The 835-nt window shown below is 67.3% G+C and carries 1 protein-coding gene; it reads right to left on the minus strand.

The annotated features are described in order from the left end of the window. The coding region (locus ACFOX0_RS34210) for a transposase family protein (RefSeq protein ID WP_377553839.1) at positions 1 to 651 on the minus strand (651 nt) is incomplete at its 3' end. Positions 652 to 835: the final 184 nt, after the last annotated feature.

The raw sequence follows: 835 nt of genomic DNA on the forward strand, positions 1-835 counted from the left end.
TGCGCGTTCGACGGCGGCCCGTATGCGGTTGATCGCGGTGTTGCAGGCCCGTCGGACGTCGGTGAGGTCCCGGCCGGGTGGCTTCCTGTACGGCGTGGTCAGGCCGGTTCCCTGGTAGCCCTTGTCGCCGATCATGCCGGGACCACCGGAGGCGTAGTGGTCGGCCCAGCGGGCGGCGAGGCCGGAGTCGACGAACGCTTTGCTGTCATGGCGTGCTCCCGGGCAGGGGTCCCCGACGTCAACGACCCGGCCGCCGAGGGTGGCCACGACCTGCACGTTCTGCCCGGACAGGTGCTTCTTGTCGGAGAACAGGCCGGTGGTGTCGTCGCGTTCGCCGACCGGAGCGATGAACCCGTCCACCAGCACGGCTGCGGACTGGGCCCGGGAGCGAGCCTGCGCGGCGAACTCGTCGAGGATCGCCTCGATCAGCGGTTCGAGTTGTTCCTGGTAGCGCCACACGGTGGCGGTGGCGCAGCCGAATACCTCGGCGCAGGCGTCCTCGGGCAGGTTGTGCCGCAACTGGAACAGGACCATCACCAACGCCGTGTACAAGGGCAACACCTTCGGCCGGCCCAGCGGCGACTGCCAGTCCAGGATGAGGTCCAACTCGGCGTGGAGCCGGTCGACTTGCTCCCGGCCGAGCCCGGTCATACGCTCACAACGCGGCGGCTGTCCCTCGATCAACTTGGTCCACACAACTCGGTTGATCTACCTGGCGACGGCCGCCGCGTCCATTCACGACACCCGCGATCCCGGTCACACAACCCGACGATCACCCACGGTCACATCGACCGCCCTGGGATCAAACTATCAATGGAGTTTTGAAAACGCCTCC

Origin of the sequence: Micromonospora zhanjiangensis, assembly GCF_042650605.1 — a bacterium.
Lineage (GTDB): Bacteria > Actinomycetota > Actinomycetes > Mycobacteriales > Micromonosporaceae > Micromonospora_J > Micromonospora_J zhanjiangensis.